Origin of the sequence: Clostridium sp. AF50-3 (genome assembly GCF_003477445.1) — a bacterium.
GTDB classification, from domain to species: domain Bacteria; phylum Bacillota; class Clostridia; order Lachnospirales; family Lachnospiraceae; genus Otoolea; species Otoolea fessa.
On the sequence record NZ_QUDH01000007.1, the window covers coordinates 46,705 to 65,275 of the forward strand.

General features: G+C 49.3%; 15 protein-coding genes, 1 pseudogene and 1 riboswitch. Of the genes and pseudogenes, 2 read left to right on the plus strand and 14 right to left on the minus strand.

All coding sequences use genetic code 11. The features are described 5' to 3' along the window. Window positions 1-165: 165 nt before the first annotated feature. The 4 genes and pseudogenes from spoIIID to DW085_RS09555 all read right to left on the minus strand — a co-directional run bounded on the left by spoIIID (window position 166) and on the right by DW085_RS09555 (window position 3,887). A complete protein-coding gene (gene spoIIID, locus DW085_RS09540) occupies window positions 166-447 on the minus strand; it encodes a sporulation transcriptional regulator SpoIIID (RefSeq protein ID WP_117796058.1) in 282 nt (93 codons plus the stop codon). An 88-nt stretch (window positions 448-535) separates the two neighbouring features. Beyond that, on the minus strand, window positions 536-1,015 hold the full coding sequence (locus tag DW085_RS09545; RefSeq protein WP_107001412.1) for an acyl-CoA thioesterase: 480 nt from the start codon (window positions 1,013-1,015) through the stop codon (window positions 536-538). A gap of 244 nt (window positions 1,016-1,259) precedes the next feature. After that, complete coding sequence (locus tag DW085_RS09550) at window positions 1,260-2,474, minus strand: cytidylate kinase-like family protein (RefSeq protein ID WP_243033995.1); 1,215 nt, start codon at window positions 2,472-2,474, stop codon at window positions 1,260-1,262. 13 nt (window positions 2,475-2,487) lie between these two features. Further along, window positions 2,488-3,887 (minus strand): annotated as a pseudogene (locus tag DW085_RS09555) (sodium:proton antiporter). 866 nt (window positions 3,888-4,753) lie between these two features. Between DW085_RS09555 and DW085_RS09565 the strand changes: the two are divergent. Further along, window positions 4,754-5,647: a glycyl-radical enzyme activating protein gene (locus tag DW085_RS09565; RefSeq protein WP_107001410.1), complete on the plus strand. Its 894-nt coding sequence runs from the start codon at window positions 4,754-4,756 to the stop codon at window positions 5,645-5,647. 347 nt (window positions 5,648-5,994) lie between these two features. Then, window positions 5,995-7,548: a BCCT family transporter gene (locus DW085_RS09570; protein WP_118293379.1), complete on the plus strand. Its 1,554-nt coding sequence runs from the start codon at window positions 5,995-5,997 to the stop codon at window positions 7,546-7,548. A gap of 52 nt (window positions 7,549-7,600) precedes the next feature. On the opposite strand, the gene DW085_RS09575 is transcribed toward DW085_RS09570, so the two are convergent. From DW085_RS09575 to glp, 10 genes are all read right to left on the minus strand, one after another. Beyond that, window positions 7,601-9,859, minus strand: coding sequence for an excinuclease ABC subunit UvrA (locus DW085_RS09575; RefSeq protein WP_107001408.1), 2,259 nt, complete (start codon window positions 9,857-9,859; stop codon window positions 7,601-7,603). Window positions 9,860-9,998: 139 nt separating this feature from the next. Then, window positions 9,999-10,238: a hypothetical protein gene (locus DW085_RS20565; protein WP_347475049.1), complete on the minus strand. Its 240-nt coding sequence runs from the start codon at window positions 10,236-10,238 to the stop codon at window positions 9,999-10,001. Window positions 10,239-10,258: 20 nt separating this feature from the next. Next, the gene (locus tag DW085_RS20570; protein WP_347475050.1) at window positions 10,259-10,591 is read right to left on the minus strand and encodes a helix-turn-helix domain-containing protein; all 333 of its coding nucleotides are present in this window, start codon (window positions 10,589-10,591) and stop codon (window positions 10,259-10,261) included. 204 nt (window positions 10,592-10,795) lie between these two features. Then, on the minus strand, window positions 10,796-11,551 hold the full coding sequence (locus tag DW085_RS09585; protein WP_182430848.1) for a HesA/MoeB/ThiF family protein: 756 nt from the start codon (window positions 11,549-11,551) through the stop codon (window positions 10,796-10,798). A gap of 20 nt (window positions 11,552-11,571) precedes the next feature. After that, the gene (thiS, locus tag DW085_RS09590; RefSeq protein WP_022360324.1) at window positions 11,572-11,769 is read right to left on the minus strand and encodes a sulfur carrier protein ThiS; all 198 of its coding nucleotides are present in this window, start codon (window positions 11,767-11,769) and stop codon (window positions 11,572-11,574) included. A 39-nt stretch (window positions 11,770-11,808) separates the two neighbouring features. Further along, complete coding sequence (locus DW085_RS09595; protein ID WP_207662794.1) at window positions 11,809-14,019, minus strand: aldehyde ferredoxin oxidoreductase C-terminal domain-containing protein; 2,211 nt, start codon at window positions 14,017-14,019, stop codon at window positions 11,809-11,811. A 15-nt stretch (window positions 14,020-14,034) separates the two neighbouring features. Then, a complete protein-coding gene (locus DW085_RS09600; RefSeq protein WP_022360326.1) occupies window positions 14,035-14,421 on the minus strand; it encodes a 4Fe-4S binding protein in 387 nt (128 codons plus the stop codon). Beyond that, on the minus strand, window positions 14,421-14,873 hold the full coding sequence (locus tag DW085_RS09605; RefSeq protein WP_022360327.1) for a rhodanese/MoeB/ThiF domain protein: 453 nt from the start codon (window positions 14,871-14,873) through the stop codon (window positions 14,421-14,423). The genes DW085_RS09600 and DW085_RS09605 overlap by 1 nt, the downstream gene beginning before the upstream one ends. Before the next feature lie 13 nt (window positions 14,874-14,886). After that, on the minus strand, window positions 14,887-16,794 hold the full coding sequence (locus tag DW085_RS09610) for a molybdopterin biosynthesis protein (RefSeq protein ID WP_118492399.1): 1,908 nt from the start codon (window positions 16,792-16,794) through the stop codon (window positions 14,887-14,889). A gap of 74 nt (window positions 16,795-16,868) precedes the next feature. Continuing rightward, complete coding sequence (gene glp, locus DW085_RS09615) at window positions 16,869-18,098, minus strand: gephyrin-like molybdotransferase Glp (protein WP_118492529.1); 1,230 nt, start codon at window positions 18,096-18,098, stop codon at window positions 16,869-16,871. Window positions 18,099-18,347: 249 nt separating this feature from the next. Next, a riboswitch (molybdenum cofactor riboswitch) is annotated at window positions 18,348-18,488 on the minus strand. Window positions 18,489-18,571 lie beyond the last annotated feature (83 nt).

Consider the following 18,571-nt stretch of genomic DNA (forward strand, 5'->3'; position numbering starts at 1 on the left):
TCCTACGCTGCCATATGCCTGAATCTGGCTGACATATAGCTTTATGAATCGAAGCTACTATAGCATATTTTGAAATAGTTTGCAATGAAGCAGAAAAAATGGCACTCCGCCCGTCCAGGCGGAATGCCCCTTTTTCTGCTTTCAGCTCCAATTTTACCAGCTTTTCTATTTCTCATCCCGGCTGCACGCGCGCAGCTGGTGCTCATGCTCATATTTTTCTTTCGTCGCCATCCCGCCCCGGATATGGCGTTCCGCTTTGTTGATGTCCAGTACCACACGCGCCCGGGATGCAAGCGGCGGATTGATATGGGAAAGGCGCTCGGCCACATCTTTATGCACGGTAGATTTACTGATCCCAAATTTCCGGGCCGCCTGCCGCACTGTCGCATTGTAGTCTATGATGTAATTAGCGATCGCAACCGCCCGTTCCTCGATATATTCCTTCATGGGAGTTCCCCTGAGAACGTTTTTTACATCTTATTACATCGGTTTCCGGTTTATGCAAATTCCCTTTCCCAAACAAAAACACTGCCGATTAGTAGTTCTCCGCACGGCGGTGTTTCCGCAAGTCGTTTCTCTTCACGCCAGCTTCCCACTCTGCCTTCTCCTCATCGGTCTCGACAAGCAGTCCCGGAACTTCCATCGGATGCTCGTTTTCATCCAGCGCTACCATAACCACATAAGCGGTATTAACCAGTTTACGTGCGCCGCTTAAAGACTCTACGAATGTATCGACGCGCACTTCCATGGAGGTTCTTCCAACGTAAGTCAGCTTACCCTCGATAATCAGGGTATTGTTCAGGTGGACTGCCTCTTTGAACTGCAGGTTATCAACCGATGCAGTTGTCGGATTGCAGTGCGCGTGGCGGCGCGCAACAACGGTCGCTACAACGTCGATCCATTCCATCAGCTGACCGCCAAACAAACGACCAGCACCATTTAAGTGACTATTTAATACAAGCTGTGTCTGGATAACAGCTGAATCCGCTACGCGGCGCATAATTCTTTCTTCCATAATTTATTTCTCCTTTCGAGAAGGATGCCTCTTCCAATCTCCCGCTTTCGAAGGACTTCCCTGTGATATGGTACCTAGTATACTGGCTTTCCCTCAAATTTGCAAGTATTCCGCCGCAAAAATTCTGAATCTTTTTAGTTATACATTCTATTGGCAGTAAACTATAAATGTAAAAAAACGACCGAAGAATCTGGGAGCAGCGTCTGTTGTCTTTCGCTGACTCCCATCATCTTCAGCCGTTCTCTTATTTATCCTCTTCCCGCGCCATGATCATCCGATAGATGAAATCCACGGTTCCATCGATACCGTAGCTGGCACTGTTGATACAGAGATCATAGTTGTTGGAATGTCCCCAGTTTCGGTTTGTATAATAATGATAGTACTGGCTGTGGACATGATCCAGATGCTTTAACATATGGCGTGCCTGCTTGACCGTCAGGGAACTGTCAATCTCCATCGCACGTTTGATACGCTGCTCAAACGGCGCCGTGATGTAGATACTGATATGCGGGATGTTGTTGTTTGCCATGATGGCATCTCCGCATCGTCCCAGAATAACAAAATCTTCCTTCTTCGCCATGTCAACCAGAAGGTCGCTCTCGTTGAAGAAGACCGCATCACGCTTCGGCAGTCCGTGGAAACGGCTGAACTCGCGCATACGCTGGCGCAGGGTCAGATGGCGCTCCGGGATGAATGCCTCACTCGGGTTTACATTGGCATTCTGATCGTGCGCCTGCTCTTTCTTGATTCCCGGCTTGATTCCGTAGCTGACAGAATCCTGTATAGAATCCTTCTGAGCCTCGAGACGTTTCAGAACCGCTTCAAAGATCTCCGCGTCGTAGAAATTGATTTTCAGCTTATCTGCCAGCTTAAATCCGATATTTACACCGCCGCTTCCGTAGGTCCAGCTGATACATACGATCAGGTGGTCATTTTCGGAGAAACGGTTTTTCAGGTTAAATGTATTCAGCTTCGCCAGCTCTGCGTTGATAACGTCGCCGCTCGCGAAACTGGTCGGCAGACTCATGACTTCGGTCAGAATCCGGTTGTACTCGGTCATGACGAGCTTCCGCTCTTCCTTATTCTCGATGGTACGCGCCATGTTTCCGATCAGGGCAATCTCACTTCGAACCAGGTTACCCTGCGGGCGTGTCAGCATCAGATGAGTCAGCTCATCCACGCAGCGCTTCCGGTCACGGTTGAAAACACGTCCCAGAGAAGAACCTAACTGTGCATAAACCTCCGCATCCAGATCGTAAATACTCTCCGCCAGTTCACGGATTCGTTTTTCATCTCTTCCAGGCACCGTGCTGCCCGGCTTCTTCCCTGCTGAATCCTTTTCGGCTGCATTTTCCGCACCCGTTACTTCATTCGCATACTGGGCGCTGTCCTTTTCAAGCGCCTGCTGCGTCTGATTTTCCATATTATCTGTATTGGTATGTTCCTGATTGTTGCTCATCGTCACTCACCCCCTATAAAAAGAATAACAGCATATCAAGTGCAAAGACCGGAACCAGAATACCGAACGACCAGAGCAGATATCCGAAGAAGGACGGCATACGCACACCGTTTTCATCCGCAATCGACTTAACCATGAAGTTCGGTGCATTTCCGATGTAGGTGTTCGCACCCATAAATACCGCACCACAGGAGATCGCCATCAGCATCTTGATCGGAACCGTTCCCAACGTCGTCACCATGCCCTCCGTAAATCCAAGCGCACCTGCCGTTGTTAAAAATACCAGATAAGTCGGCGTGTTATCCAGGAAGCTGGACAGCAGACCGGTCGCCCAGAACATTTCAAACGGCTCGGAGATGCCCAGGTTCGCGCCATTTGCTTTCAGAATCATCAGGCTGGCTGCATCGTGATGAAAATACCGATAAACAGAACCGCAACCTCCTGAATCGCGCCCCAGGTAAAATGGTTCTCACGGCGGATCTCAACCTTCGTGGTCTTGAAGGACAGGAAGGCCGCCGCCAGAATGATCACAATCTCAATGATGGCCGGATAGCTTAATTCTACCTCTCCAAACAGGTGGATGCCAAGCACCTTTCCGGCTGCATCCTGGAACTGCGGCATGGACGGTAAGGTACCGCTTAAAATAACGGCTGCCACGATCATAACCAGAAAAATCAGGTTGTGCGCGCCGCGCAGCTTCACTTCGGTACCCGGTTTGCTGATATCCGGTTTCAGGCCGCTCGCGATATCCTGACGATATGCCCTCTTATCAATAAAATAGAAGATTGTCAGCAGCACCAGCATATTGAAGAATAAGATCGGTGCCAGATGTAAGCTCCAGAAGAACGGTACGCCGCGCATGAAGCCCATCAGCAGCGGCGGGTCACCGATCGGGGTCAGACATCCGCCGATGTTGGATACAAGGAAAATAAAGAAGATAATGATATGACGTTTCTTCTTTCTCCATGCATTCATCTTGACAACCGGACGAATCATCAGCATACTGGCACCGGTCGTACCGATCCAGCTTGAAAGCAGGGTTCCCAGTGCCAGTAGTCCCACATTGACACGCGGAGAACCCGCCAGGTCACCGGACATCGTGATATTACCGGCGACGCAGAAAAGTCCAAATAACAAAATAATAAAGGTCAAATAGTCATTGACCAGGCATTCCAGAACCGTTTCCAGTGCTGTCCCCGCACTGTAACGCATCGCAAACGGAATGATAAAAAGAATTGACCAAAGAGCAACCGCATGAGGCTGGTGCTCTTCCCACCATTCTGCCTTCACAAGCGGCAGAATCGCAATACAGAGAAGCAGTCCCGCAAATGGAATACACATCCAGAGCGGCACAGAGGATGCCGATGCACCGCCTTCCTGTTCTGCTGCCAGAGCCGTCATCGGATTTGCCATCAAAAATAATCCCAGGCTCGCGCAAAACGCACTCAATCTTTTCACCTTCGTAACCTCCCAACTTTTTTCTTTTTTGTTTTACATTTTTCCATTTCAGCCACCCATTATAACAAGTTTATTTCCTAATTACAACCGTGTTTTTCACGTTGTAAGCGTGATTTTCCGTAAATTTTTCGTTAAAAGTACCTTATATTAATTCTTACTAATAAGTGTTGTAAGTCTGTGCTCATAACATAAACAAATACCTCTTTTGTGTATAGAAATTATGTATAATACTGTAATTTCACGTTAGTGCCTTTTTGTGTAATAGGGGATTCCAAGGAATTTCCTATTACACAAAAAACCGCCCGCCGATATCCCGACAGACGCTTCCTACATTCATATATAACTTTCTCTTGAAATATACTCTCTTTCCAGAGTTCATATTTCAATTCCATATCTTCCCCGCTATCTTCCATCTTTTTCCTGCAGCTGTTTTCGCGCTTCATTTTAAGCCAGCCGCCCGATCTCTCGCGGTATTCCTTCGTGGTTTCTTTTTCGATATGTGCCAGTTGGCAAATCTGCCGCTGTATAACCTGCTCTTTCGCAGCGTTCACACATATTCTCTCTCGAACCTGTTTTATTATAGCGCTTTTTTGTAAAATTTATTTCCACTTTTTTGTCAAATCTTTGTAAAAAAATCAAGCAGCAAATTGGAGAAACTGTCTCATTTACTTTTTATCTTCTTTATGCTATAGTTAGCCTGTATTTTGCATTCAGATGTATTACGAATCCATTCGGAAATTCCGGTGCCATCCCGTGCCGGAATACTCAATGTCTTATCGTGTTTTATAAATATCAGAAGGATTTTCAGGAGTATTGTATTCATGCAGGCGAATATATTTAAGATCAAACGAAATGAATTGGCTGACGGTTCCGGGCTGCGGACTACGATTTATTTTAAAGGATGCCCACTGCGCTGTGTCTGGTGTTCAACACCGCAGGCGCATGAGCGCCCGACCCGGATTCTCTGGGACAGTAAGCACTGTCTCTACTGCAATCTCTGTGTCAGCGAATGTCCCACCGGAAGTCTGGCATTTTCGGACAACCGTCTCACCTTTACCCCGGACACCTGTACATTCTGCCGTGCCTGTACGGATCACTGTCCTTCCCGAATGCTTCATTTCGTCGGTCAGATGATGGATATGGATGAAATCATGGAAAAAATTCTTGCCGACCGGGAGCTCTATGGAAATGGCGGCGTCATTCTCTCCGGCGGCGATCCGCTGATGCAGCCGGAAGCAGCCACCGCTGTCCTGAAAAAATGTAAAGAACACGGCATCCGCACCGCGATTGAGACGACCGCTTTCGCCAAACCGCTGGCTTTCTCCCGCTTCATCGCCAACGCGGACATGATTATCATCGATTTAAAACATTATTCTGAAAAGAAATATGTCCAGTTCACCGGTGTCTCAAATCATTCGATTCTGGAAAATCTGGACTTTGCCATCTCTATCGGAAAAAAAGTGGCGGTCCGCATTACCATTACCCCCGGCATCAACGACACGCTCATCGATGCCCGCAGGTATGCCCACCTTTTGTCTGAGCACCACATCAGACATGTAATTCTGCTCTCCTATTCAAATCTGGGGATCATTAAATATGAAAAATACACGCAATCTCCGACGCTTGCCCGCGAGCAGACCTTCTCCGGCCAGGATATGGAGAATTATGCGAATATGCTGCGCGGACTGGGATTTGATGTGCAGATTGAGCAGTAGGGAGGCGGCAAGTTTTTTCCATTGCCGCCTCCCATACATTTTTCTATCGATTCGTTACTGTTCACGCATACGTGCCCAGTAACGGAATTTGCCGTGGCTTCGCATTTCAATACGGCAAATTCCTGCTGCCACCACGTTTTCTTACGGCACTTTCGGTTCCAAAAGTGCCTACCCGTGAACCGGTAACATCTATTTCCTTGTTTCTCTATTTTTTCCCAAATTTTTCATTGATTTTTTTTCCACCCAATGCTATAATGTGTTCAATATTTAATTTATTTATCAAAAAATGAACATGAACCATTTGCAAAAATCCTCATTTTTACAAATGATTTAAAAGGAGGTTTCCCATGCAAAATCCACAATCCCAAACAGCGCCAGAGCCAAAACGCCTGGACTGGACCACGATGGTCGTCCCATTTCTTCTTATTATAATACTCTGTCTCTGCTTTCTGGCTGCGCCAGATGCATCCAAGGCAGTGTTGGAAAATCTCCGGAGCTTTCTCGGGGAAAACTTCGGTGTCGGCTACCTTGCCATCGGACTCGGCATTTTTCTTCTGTCAATCTACATCGCCTTTTCCCGCTACGGAACCATCCGGCTCGGAAAACCGGATGAGAAGCCGCTCTATTCCAATTTTGCCTGGGGTTCGATGATGTTTACCTCCGGACTTGCGGCGGACATTCTCTTTTACTCCCTGTGTGAGTGGGTTCTCTACGCCAATGACCCGCATCTGGCAGAAATGGGCAGTATTCAGGACTGGGCGAGCACATACCCGCTCTTTCACTGGGGTCCGATCCCGTGGGGCTTCTATGTCGTGCTCGCCGCTGCCTTTGGCTTCATGCTTCATGTGCGCGGCTGCCATAAACAGAAATACTCCGAAGCCTGCCGCCCGATCCTCGGAAAACACACAGACGGGCTTGCCGGAACCCTGATTGATCTGATGGCGGTCTTCGCACTGCTGGCCGGCACAACCACGACTTTTACGCTGGCGACCCCTCTGATGAGCCAGATCGTCTCCGAACTCTTCGGATTCGGCGACACCCGCCTCATCACCATCGCGATTCTGGCAGTCACCTGCCTGGTATATACCGTTTCCGTCGTGCGTGGCATGAAGGGCATCCAGAAGCTCGCGGCGTCCTGCGTCTACCTCTTCTTCGCTCTTCTGGCGTATGTGCTGCTGTTTGGCGGTGAAGCTCGCTATATCATCGAAACCGGCTTTTCCTCCATCGGAAATCTGGTACAGAACTTTATCGGACTCTCCACCTACACCGACCCACAGCGCACCACCTCATTTCCGCAGACATGGACAATGTTCTACTGGGCATACTGGATGGTCTGGTGCGTCGCTGCCCCGTTCTTCATCGGAACCATCTCTCGTGGACGTACGATCCGGCAGACAATCCTCGGCGGCTACGTGTTCGGGCTTGGCGGCACGTTTGTGAGCTTTATTATCCTCGGAAACTACAGCCTGGGACTCCAGGTGTTCGGAAAACTGGATGTCATGGGGCTTTATGCCGCCAGTGGCGACCTCTATTCCACAATCACTGCCATCATCCGCACGCTTCCGCTCGCCCCGATGGTTCTCGTTCTGCTCGCGGCGGCGATGATCGCCTTCTATGCCACCAGCTTTGACGCGATCGTACTGGTTGCCTCCGCCTACTCCTACAAGAACCTGACAAGCGAGGACGAACCGCACATGGCGATCAAAACCTTCTGGTCCCTGAGCCTGATTCTACTGCCGATGGTCCTCATTTTCAGTGATAATTCAATGGCAAACCTGCAGACCGTGTCCATCATTGCAGCATTTCCGATCGCGTTTATCATTCTCCTGATCGTGGCGGCGTTTTTTAAGGATGCGAAGAAATATCTTTCAAGCTGCCATGGTATTGAGCGAATTGATTGATTAAAAATATCCCGAATGCACTTTCCGATGCATTCGGGATATTTTTCTTTATCTATAAGCTCTCCCGCAGATACTCCCGCGTCACACTCCGCTCCGCTTCCAGCATCTCCTTCGGTGTCCCGGCAAAGAGCAGACTGCCGCCTGCGAGTCCGCCGCCCGGTCCAAGCTCCACGATATAGTCGGCGTCCTTCATCACATCCAGGCTGTGCTCGATGATAAACAGTGTATTGCCCTGATCGGTCATCCGGTTGAAAAGCTTCATCAGACGGCGGATATCGTCGAGATGCAGCCCGTCAGTCGGCTCATCCAGAATAAATATCTGTCCCCGCTCATCCAGCTTGCTCGCCAGCTTCACACGCTGCAGCTCGCCGCCGGAAAGCGTCGTCATCGACTGATTCAGGTGCAGGTAACCGAGTCCGACCTGTACCAGCGTATCGAGTTTCTTCACAAAATCCGCATCTTCAAAGAACTGGATCGCCTGACGGACGGTCATATCCATGACTTCCGCAATATTTTTTCCCTTGTACTGATAGTGCAGCACTTCCTCCGAATACCGCGTTCCGTGGCAGACTTCGCAAACCGTCTCAATCGAATCCATATATGCCATATCCGATATAATTACACCTTTTCCCTGGCACGCCGGGCAGGCGCCCTTGGAATTGAAACTGAAATATGCCTGTGCGACATGGTTCGCTTTCGCAAAAAGCGCCCGGATCGCATCCGCGATATCCAGATACGTCGCCGGGGTCGAACGCAGATTGATACCGATATCCTTCTGCCGGATCGAGATCACCTCGCCTGGATACTGACTCGTAAAATATTCCATCAGGGAGCTTTTTCCCGAACCAGCCACACCAGCGATGACCGTCATCACGCCAAGCGGCAGTTTTACGCTCAGATCTTTTAAGTTATGAAGCTTCGCGTGCTCAACCTGATACCATCCGTTCGGCTTGCGGTACTCCATCTTCATCGGCGTTTTCGTCCGCAGCATCCGCCCGGTCACAGTGTCCGCTTTCAAAAGGTTCTCGTAGCTTCCCTGATACATGATCTGTCCACCGTTTATGCCCGCTTCCGGTCCCATATCCACAATGTGATCCGCCAGAGCGATGACTTCCCGGTGGTGTTCCACAATCATCACGGTATTTCCGTGCTCTTTCAGCTTGATCAGCGAATTTTTGAGATTCTGGATATCGCGCGAATGCAGTCCGACGCTCGGCTCATCCAGCACATACATCATATCGGTAAGCGGCGAATTGATGTAACGCGCGATCTTGATACGCTGCGCCTCGCCGCCGGAGAGAGTGTCGGTTCCACGGCTTAAAGAAAGATAGCTGAGTCCGATCTCAATCAGCGCATTCATCCGCTTCAGGATCTCGGTCTTGATATCGCGCGCCAGCGGATCGTCGATCTGGCGGATAAACTCTGCCGCCTCCGGGATCGGCATATCCGAAACCTCGCAGATATTTTTTCCGTTAATCAGGCAGCTACGGATCTTTGCATTCAGTCTCGCCCCGTGGCACTCCGGACACGTAAAGGTGCTGACAATGCGATCCAGCTCCTTCTTGTGAAGCTGTCCTTCCTTAGATGTAATGATACTGCGGTACATACGCGGATAAATGCCCTCGTACTTCGCGGACTTCGGCCAGTTTGCCGGCGGGTTTTTCAGGCGGATCTGCGGCGAATAGAGAAATAAATCCATCTCCTCCTTCGAATAATCCTTGATCTTCTTGTCCAAATCAAACAGACCGCTGTACGCGTACCGCTTCCACCGCCATGCACCGGTCGTGAACGCCGGCCACTGGATAACGCCCTCATCGTTTAGGCATTTATCAAAATCCACCAGCTTGTGGATGTCCAGCTCCGTCACAACACCCAGGCCCTCACAGCGCTCACACTTGCCGCTCGGATGGTTGAAGGAAAAGCTGTCCGAATAGCCGACAAACGGTTTGCCCACACGTGAGAAGAGCAGGCGCAGCAGCGCATAGATATCGGTGTATGTGCCGACCGTTGAGCGGGAGTTTGCCACCGGCTTTTTCTGATCGATCACGATCGTGACCGGAAGATTCTCCATGCGCTCAACCTCCGGACGACCATATTTCGGCAGAAACTGCTGGACAAAACTTGGAAATGTCACATTCAGCTCCCGCCGCGACTCTGCCGCAATCGTATCAAGGCAGAGCGATGATTTGCCCGAACCGGACACACCGGTAAAAACCGTGATTTTCTTTTTCGGAATTTTCAACGACACATGTTTCAAGTTGTTTTCCGTTGCATTCACAATGCTTATGTACTCCTGATTTTCTCGTTCCATCTGGCATTTTTCCTTTCTTAAGCTGCATTTTCCCGTCCCAGTATTTTAAAAGTACTCCATTCTATCCTGATCTGCATGCGGCTATCACGCACAAAAGCAGACAGAAAATACCCATAAGAAGCATTTTCCGTCTGCTTTTTTATTTGGCTTCCTGCTTTACACGCACTCCGCCGAACAGCAGAGGCATTGTCTTTCTTGTATACTCTCCAAGCGCATAGCCACCGTCTGAAATGCAGTAATCATAGATGATTGCCCTCTCACAGAGTGCATACATATGTGCGATCTCGTAATATGGCATACTGCGGGTAATCTGCCCCCGGCGCTGCCCCTCATCGACCAGCTGATTTACCATCTTATAGTAAAAACGGTTCTGGTTCAAAAGATGCTTATCCCCCTTTGTCACCACCTGCGAGGAATAGAGTGACGCCAGAAGCCTACCGGGATATCCGACTCTATCAGATCATGTACACTGAAGCAGAGCGTCATAAGCTTGTCAAAGCTGTCCATCTCCGGATCCAGCGCCTGCATTACCTCTTCATACTTTGCATCAAAGATCTCTGGAAGAGATGCCAGAAGCTCATCCTTTCCACTATAATAATGATAGAAGCTTCCCTTTGATGTTCCAGACTGCAGGATAATCTCATCGATCGTCGTCTCCTCATATCCCTTCTCATGAAACAATTTCCATGCAACACGGGCAATTTTTGCTTTTGTGTTATTACCCTTCGCCATTTGCCTTTTACCTCTTAACTTCTCAATAATCGTAATTTCAGAGAAACATTCCTGGTCATCTAATTTACCTTTTTGTTTACCTGAATCCAGCCGAAAGCAGAGTGGATAATCTTCCTCATCTGCTTTCGGCAATCTAATTTATTTTATCATTCTTTTCCTGTGAAGTAAAGAGATTGTTCCATATGTCTATTTTTAATACCGTTTTCACGTCCGGTGAACTTTGGTATGTGTATGGCAGCTGCACTGGGGATGCACCGGAACTTCTATCAGATCCGTGGACCACGTTTTGGCATCAATGAACAGCATTTTTCCAATCAGCGGCTCTCCCTTGCCCAAAAGAAGCTTCAATACTTCTGCCGCCTGCATACACCCGATCATGCCGGGAATCACGCCAAGCACACCATAAGCAGCCGAATTCGGGTTTCCGGATGGGTCCTCTGCCTCCGGACAGAGACAGCGCAGACATGGTCCGTCCGATGCGAACACGGTAACCTGTCCCGCAAATTCACAGATAGCTCCATATACATCCGGCTTTCCCAGCTTCATACATGTGTCACTCAGCAGATAGCGGGTTGGAAAATTATCCGAAGCATCCACAATCACATCAAACTTTGCAAGAATTTCTTCTGCATTTTCAGCTGTAATTCCCTCTGGGTATACTTCTACCTGCACCGAATGGTTCCGGCTCTGAAGCTGCTCCGCCGCCAGTTCTGCTTTTGCCTTTCCAATGTCCTGTTCCCGGTAAAGGATTTGCCGCTGCAGATTGCTGACATCCACCCGGTCAAAATCAGCAATCCCGATCGTACCGACTCCTGCTGCTGCCAGATAGAGGCTGACGGGAGATCCAAGTCCCCCCGCCCCGACTACCAGCACCCGGCTTTCCGCCAGCTTTTTCTGTCCTTCTTCTCCTACCTCCGGCAGGAGAATATTTCTTTTATAGCGTTCTTTGTCTATCTCCAAACCAGCGTCTCCTTTCTGAATCAACCGCCCCCCAGTAAATGATAAATCTTCAAATCATCTGCTTCTTCAAGTGTTACTTTATCATAGTCTTCTGGCCAGACCAGCTGCCCATTTACCTTCACGACCAGCTTGGGCCAGGTAAATTTCATGTGTTCCATCACACCCCTGATTGTCAGTCCTTCATGCCAGTCCGGATATGGACGGTTATTCAGTACCATTATATCCACTTCCCTTCTGCAACGTATTAATGAATAGTCTTACTGAAGCGGCTCAACTACTTCCAAAAGCTCCGGAAGATCCATGCCAAGCTCTTTCAGGTGTGCAATTGTCGGAACACCGTTTAAATTCCAGCCGCGCTTCGGATATACCGCATCAATCAGCTTCTCATATTCCCCTTCTCTGTGCTTTCTGGTCGCAGCCATCTTTTCCTTTAAGGACATTTTTTCGACTTCTTCTTTTGTAAAACCAACCAGCTCTACCAGCTGACCATCGTAGCGCTCCTGACGGGACAGATATTCTTCTTCCGTAACCGGTCCCTGGGAACGGTATGGAATCGCATCGTTCGCACGCAGTCCCTTGCCAAGACGAATGTTGAAAACACGCTGGAAATTGTAGACGCGCTCGGACATTTTAATCATCTCATCCCTATCAATCTTGACCCCAGTAACACCATAATAAAGATCCAGATAGTTATCTACGTGCTCCGGTACCTTCGCCGGTTCATCGGTCAGGCTGTTGTCAGCCGGTACAATATCATTCCACGGCAGCTTGCAAAGTCCCAGAAGACCAAACCAGGTTCTAAACATCGGATAGTAATACAGCGCCTCCGCCTTATCCTCAAAGGTAGGAATCTGGTTATTTACCTGATCCATGAAAATCAGCCATGCCTCATCATGCTGCGGTCCCTTATTGGTCAGACCATAGCCGCCCTGCTGCGCCAAGGATTCTTTGGAAGCATACTCTGAATATTCAAGTCCCTTCTGTTCCATCGCAATATCATTCATGAAATCCATATCGCCCCAGCCCTGCGCTGCAAAATACTCTTTCTGCTTGTGGCTTCCAAGTGCCGCAATCTTGCCAAAGCCTTCGTTTCGCGCCATCTGGTGCAGCAGCTCCAGCTCCGCCTCTGCATTGCCCCATACAAGCTCCAGACCGCCGGTTCTCTCCTTATTCAGGATACCATTTTCATAGCATTCCATCAGGAAGGCAGTCATGGTGCCAAAGGAAATCGTATCAATGCCATATGTATCACAGTAGAAATTCACTTCCAGGATTACCTGCGGATCGGTTACGCCGCAGTTCGGACCAACACCGGCTGCTGTCTCATACTCCGGACCATCCACACATACTTTATGTCCCTTATACGGACCTGTCTTTAATTCAAACTGATCGGCTGTTTTAGCACACGCCATCGAACATCCATACCAACATCCGTCCGCTCCGCCCTGGGTCAGCCATTTATTTCTCCATACCTCCGGTGCCATCTCATCGATCTTATCCGTTCCGCCATATTTATAATTGCGCGTCGGCAGAATATCATAATCGCTCATGATACGCAGGGAGTATGCTGTTCCGGATTTACGCATTGAATTCTGTTTGTCATCCTGTGTCGCCACCTCACGATGGAATTTCAGGCCATCCCGGTTCAGGATACTGATATCATATACATGGTTCAGATTTGCTTTTACGCCTTTAAAATGGCATACCAGCGCTTTAATGTGCTTGTCCGCAAAGACACGTCCGATACCACCACGTCCAGCCTGTTTTAAGCGGACTACATTTCTTTTCGGATCATAGAATGTAAAATTCAACATAGAGAGGTTGCAATGATCCGCCGCTGAACCAGAACATACGACCGCCACGTTTTTGCGATCATTGTCATCCTCCGCATACATGGTTGTCAGCTCTTCTCCCAATACATGTGCATCTTTATGCTCTAACGGTGCTTTTTCAATTGAAACGGTTCCCTTATTGCCATCGATGACAATAATCACGTCTTCCTCCGCTTTTCCAGTCAGCTCGATCACATCAAATCCGGAGAATTTTAAGAATGGACCAAAATATCCGCCGACGTTTGAATCAATCGGGATATCTGTCATCGGTGAAATGCTGCATACCAGGCATTTTCCGGTACCGCCGTACTGCGTAATTCCGGCAATCGGTCCTGCCGACATGGTAATGGCATTTTCCGGAGAGTCCCACTTTGTATCCGGCTTCGTTGCATCCCACAGATAACGCAGGCAATAACCTTTGCCGCCGGTAAATTTTTCTTTGACCTCCTGAGGAATGTCGATCATATCGATGGTGTTATCTGTCACATTGATTCGAAGGCGCTTATCCGTATATCCATGATACAGCGGCTTTGGCTCATATGTAACCTGATTGAGAACCGTGTGGGCCTCTTTCATTTTTTTGATTTCTTCCATATCTGCGTCCGCATAACGCGGAAGATCACACATTTTAATCATGCCTTTCTCCTCCCTTTACTCTTCTACCAGACGGATCGCTCCGGTCGGACATGCTTTTACGCACAATCCGCACGCCGTACATTTGGACGGCTCCAGATAATCATCACACTGTACCATAACATTCTCCGGACAGAATCCAACGCACATCAGACAACCGGCACATTCTTTCTTGTTCAGCCGGTAAACGCCTCTCGCATCCTCCGTAATCACACCTGTATTGCACACTTCAGAACATTTTCCACACTGTGTGCACACAGCAATATGATGGCTTCCATCCTCCTTGTCGGTAATGCGGATGCAGGATTTCATTGGATCCGAAACCTTGTAAAATGCCTTCGAACAGGCTTCTTCGCACTGGTGGCAGCCAATGCAGAGTGATTCATCTTTCTCTAATCGTCTCATCACAGTTCCTCCTTTTTGCCTAATTTCATTATTTCATCCGAAACAGATACATATCCGTCCCGAATCACTTCCAAAAATATGGCTCCTGCCGAAAGGCGGCAGAAAACTCCTTTTTCATGGTAAATACACTCTGGAAAACACTTTTTTCCATACCCGGAGACGCGGAACACCGCCCCTCCCGCCGCCAGAAGATCCCCCGTATTTAACTGAGTGGTATCTATTCCCTCCGTTATCAGGTTTGCCTTGTAGCGACGGAAGCAGAGTCCCGGTTCTGTCTGCTTCTCCATCCAGTCCCGGGCTTCTCCCGCCAACAGCGAAGTCTGCCTTTCACCTCCCGCTGCATGCCGGTCACCCTCCATTCCGATCCCCCTTCGGAACCAGGCGCTCTCCACGGCTTCTCCCGGCTGTCCCCTCTGCCGGAACACATATAATTCACGCACAACTGCTCCCATCTAATCCCCTCTTTTATAAATATAAAATTTCTCCGGTTCTTGCCAGCCCATAACCACCGAGCTTCTCCACTCTCTCTGCAAACTCCCGGCTTTTCAAAACCGCCAGAAAATGCTGTACCGGTGGAAAATCCAGAAATCTGACTGGAATCGCAAAGTCATACTCTTCCCGTCCAATCTCAATAAAATCAAGTCCCATTGCCCTGGCTGCCGACTGGATTCCCATGCCCGCGTCTGCATCGCCGCCGGACACGGCAGCCGCCACTGCCATATGCGTTGCCGCCTCTCTGTCATATCCGTGAATCTCTTCCGGTGAAATACCGGCTTCCTTCAGCTTATAATCAAAAAGGACTCTTGTCCCCGCTCCTCTCTGTCGGTTGACATAATTCAAGCCACGTAGATCTTCAATTTCATGGATTCCAAGCGGATTTCCTTTTTTTACGATAATTCCCTGAATTCGCTCACCCCCCTTGACAAGTGCCATTTTTTCACCCGCAAACAGTTTTTTCAGGATCGCAATATTATATTCTCCTGTCTCTTCATCCAGCAGGTGAGTCGGAGCCAGATGCGCCTCTCCCCGCTTTAATGCCATTAAACCGCCCATACTGCCTACATGCGTACTGGAAAGGTAATTACCCGGGTACATACACGGCAGCAAATCTGCCATCACATCCAGAATCAGATCATGGCTTCCGATTGCCACTGCCGTACTTCCAATTTCCTCCAGAGAACGGTATAGCTCTACGTCAACGGTATCTCCCGCCTCGACCCCCTCGCTGTTCTGAGGAATCACACAGAACCCGTCTGCCCGCACCAGGCTCATCGCTGCTCCCGCCCCGCGCGCCAGTGGAGAAGCGACGAGCTTGTCGCCCACTTCTCCTACTTTCACCCGCACATACTCTTTATGTTTCAGGGATGATACAAGGCGTTTAGATATGACAGCCCGCACCGTCGTGCCGGCTGTTTCTGTACGTCCTGCCAGTTTCTGCAGCACAGGAATTACAAAATTTTCAAAGTTGATATAGGCGGATACCGGATATCCCGGAAGTCCGATCACCGGTTTTCCATTGACAATCGCCAATATTACCGGTTTTCCCGGCTTGATTGCCACCCCGTGTACCAGAACCTCCCCCAATTCCCGAAGTACATGAACCGTAAAATCTTCGGTTCCAGCACTGGAGCCGGCATTGACAATTACCATGTCATAGTTTTCAACCGCCTCTGCCACCTTTGCTTTCAATGTTTCATATTCATCCGCAATCGGCGGAAAACGATGGGGCGCACCGCCATGTTCCGTTACCAGTGCCTCAAACACTCTCGAATTCGATTCGATGATGTCCCCATCCCTGGGTTCCTGTCCCGGCTCTATGATTTCGGTTCCCGTCGGAAAAATCGCTACCGACGGCTTTTTCAACACCTCAATCTCTGTAATTCCGCCAGACAGGAGAACACCTATATCAATCGGGCGTATCTCATGATAACCGGGCATCAGCATCTCACCCGCTACGATATCTTCTCCGATCGGGCGCACATGCTGCCATGATGCAGCTGCATCCGTAATCTGCACCGAGCCATCCTCCTGCTCCAGCAGATCCTCCGCCATGATAACTGCATCGCATGGTGCGTGAATCGGATCGCCCGTATCCACCACTGTAAAATCTGTACCTGGATATAGGGTAAGTGGTTTCCGCTCCGATGCTCCTTTTGTTTTCTCTGCCTCAACCGCGATTCCATCCATCGCCGCCGCATTGTAAAGCGGAGAACAATATTTCGCATAGACTGCCTCTTTTGTAATCCGGTGCAGACTTTCCGTCACGGGAATCCATTCTGCCTTGGGTCTTAATAATTCCTCCAGTGCTTTCTGGTAAAGGGCTTTTGCCTCCTCCACCGGTGTATTATTCAGATATAAATTTCTCTTTCCCATCTCTGCCTCTATTCTGTTTCCACCAGGCTCTGCCGATCCTTTATTCTCCGTCGCCCTTCTGGAAGCAATTCATTTTAAAAACGGTATACCTTCACCTGCTCACCTTTCTTCAGTCCCTCCTGATTCATATCAATCAGAACGTAGCCGTCTGCCTCTGCCATCGTCGAAATCAAGCCTGATTTTCCAAATACCGGTTCTGCCTCCAGCCCCTGCGGAGCCATTTGAAGCTTTACCAGCAGGCAGGTTGTTTTTCCGGGTGCCCCCGCCAGGTTCGTTGTCATAAAGGCTTCTAGCGGAGGTTGATCTGGCTGACCGGTTACCTGCTTCCAGAGCCACACAAATAATAAGTGGAAAACGGTAAGCGCTGCTGCCGGATGCCCAGGAAGTCCTCCTAACAGCGTATGTTTCTCTTTATCATATCCCAGAATCGTCGGTTTTCCCGGTTTCAGTGCCAGCCCATGGGTAAATACTCCCTCCTTGGAGATGCGGTTTAATATCTCCATAGTCATATCTTTCTTTCCCTGGGAACTTCCTCCGGAGATCAGAATCAAATCACAGGCTTTGACCGCCTCCCTGATTTTCTCCTCTAAAAGTACTTCTTCATCCTTCACTGCCTCTGCCGAAACAAGCTCCAGACCTGTCTTCTTCACATAACATGACAGCGCCCATGTATTAATATCCCGCACCTGCCCCGGTCCAGGAACCTGATCGATCCTGACCAGTTCGTCGCCCGTCGATAGAACTGCCACCTTCCACGGTTTAAAAACCGGCACCTGCACCACGCCAAGCGCTGCCAACGTTCCCGCCTGCGCCGGGCCAATCCGGGTTCCCGCTTTAAGGACTATATCCCCGGTTTTTACATCTTCTCCCGGAAGCACGATGCATTTTCCATACGGAACATTTTCATACAGGGCAACCTCATCTGTTCCGAACCGTTCACTGTATTCTACCATCACCATGGCATCTGCCCCTTCCGGAACCATGCCGCCGGTCGGTACATAGGCACAGGTACCCGGTTCAATCTTTGATACCGCCGGATGTCCTATCTCTACTTCTTCCAGCACCTTCAGAAAAACCGGGATACTTTCTGTTGCGCCCGCCGTGTCCTTTGAACAGACTGCATACCCATCTACACTGGAACGGCGGAATGCAGGAATCATTTCCTCAGAGACAATATCTTCTGCTAAAATGCAGCCAGATGCATCTGCAAGCGCAACCCGCTCCGTCTCTGGCAGGCACTCTTTTGCCGCTTCAAGCAGACGTTTCCGCGCCTGCGCCAGCGTATCAACTTTCAATAACTTCATATTTCCTCCCTTGCGGCATGATTCTTCTTCGCGAAGGTATGCATCCATGCGAAGTGCTTTTGATTCATAGACCGCCTCTCCGAATGAAACAGAAAAACGAATACAGAAAACATTCCGCTCTCTGTATCCGTTCCTGATAATGCAGTCTGCCTCTTATGGCTTTCTGCTGATATGCACTTATCTACATCAGGCTTTGCTTGGGCTGGCGGAATTTACTGCTCTTTTCCAGAACTTCCGGGGCTTCATCCCGGTCATCCGAGAGCTATTCCTTTCCAATGCATCGTCTGATGCGGGGAGGCACCCGCGTTTCCCCGGATACCCATTGGCTTTTCTTCCATCCTGTCAATCGGTTCACAGCTTAGGCAGAAAAGCTCGAAATCAACTCTGTATAACTGCCGCTCTCGTGCGACAATTCTCTTTCTCATGATTTTCTACCTGAAATTATACCACATTTTCACAAACTGTGTCAATCA